The sequence below is a fragment of the Piscicoccus intestinalis NBRC 104926 genome (genome assembly GCF_001515525.1).
Classification (GTDB): domain Bacteria; phylum Actinomycetota; class Actinomycetes; order Actinomycetales; family Dermatophilaceae; genus Kineosphaera; species Kineosphaera intestinalis.
On the sequence record NZ_BCNQ01000292.1, the window covers coordinates 1 to 1,503 of the forward strand.

A 1,503-nucleotide genomic window follows, 5' to 3' on the forward strand; every position below is an offset into this window, starting at 1 on the left:
TGGACGTCGTTGGCCGGTTTGACCGCGGTGTGGGCGAGTTGAAGAAGCGCGACCGCGGCGCGTCGGCGGGCGAGTTGCTGGTTGCCATGGCGCAGTCGCAGCTGCTGGGTGGCGATGCGCTGGTCTGTTTGGATCGCCAGCGTGCCGACGTGGCCGCGGGACAGCTCTCGGCGGTGCCGGGGTTGGCGTCCACGACCGCTGCGGGTCTGGCTCGCCGGTTCGGGCCGGAGCATCTGGCCGGGGTCGAGGCCGCGATCGCTGACCTGGTTGAGCGATCGGTGGATCTGCTGCCCATCGAGCGTCGGATTGGGCTCGGTGCGAGGGTCACGGTCGATCTGGACTCCACTGATGTGGAGGTCTACGGGGTCAAGAAGCAGGGCGTGGCCTACAACTACCAAGGACAGCGTGTGGGGCGTCCGCATTTGGCGACATGGGCCGAGGCCGGCCTGACGACCGCGGCGGACCTGCTGGCCGGTAACGACGATGTCCGGCCCCGCGCGGCGGACATGCTGGTCCGCGCTCTGGCCGGGATCCCTGTATCGGTCCGTGCTGCCGCTGCGGCTGCGGACCGTCTGCGCACGCGTGCCGATGCTGGCTACTTCACCGCCGAACTCGCCGAGGCTGCGGTCGAGGCGGGCTGTGACTTCGCGATCGCAGCCAAGCGGAACACCGCGATGTGGCGCGCCTACGCCTCGATCGCCCAGGATGCCTGGGTCGATGCGATCGACATGCCGGGCGCGCAGGTCGCCGCGGTCGACTACGCCCCGGCGGGCTGGCCGGAGCACACGTACACGATCGTGCGCCGGGTCCGCATCGAGGCCGAGGCGATCTCGACCGACCCGCGTTCGCGACGCCGACGCACCATCGATGAGCACCAGCTCACACTCGCGTTGGAGGGCGTCGCCACCCACGCCTACGCGGTCTCGTTCATCGTTACCAACATCCCGGCCAACGACCGGCCCGGCGACACCGCCAGTACCACCGCCGGCGACGCCGAGACGATCCTGGACGTCGAGGCCTGGTTCCGGCGTCGCACCGACATCGAGGAGCGGATCCGCGAGGCCAAACTCGGCGCCGCGCTGCGCAAGCTCCCCTCCGCAGACCACGCCATCAACACCGTGTGGATGTGGGCTGCGCTCGTGGCCGGGAACCTCTCGGTCCTGCTCCAAGCACTCACCGGGATCGATCAGAACGGACGTGCGCACGCCGCCCGATTGCGCCACCAACTGCTCTGCGTCCCCGCCCGCCTGGTCCATCACGGCCGCCAACTGACGCTGCGGCTGCCACCTGGCGAGCACCTGCTACCCGTCGTCCTGACCCGGATCCGAGAACTCGACGCCGCGGCCTGATGCCCGCCGTCCCACCCCGACTACCAAGGACCCGGAGAACCGTCACCCGGAACGACACCGGGCACACCGACATGCCTCAAGGACGCCAACACCGTCCCCACAGCTCAAATCAACCCATCGCGGTCAAGACCCACGCGCTACTCGCGGATCCGGG

General features: G+C 69.5%; 1 protein-coding gene. It reads left to right on the plus strand.

Going from position 1 to position 1,503, the window contains the following annotated elements:
* The coding region (locus tag PINTE_RS21300; protein WP_068434604.1) for a transposase at positions 1 to 1,349 on the plus strand (1,349 nt) is incomplete at its 5' end.
* Positions 1,350 to 1,503: the final 154 nt, after the last annotated feature.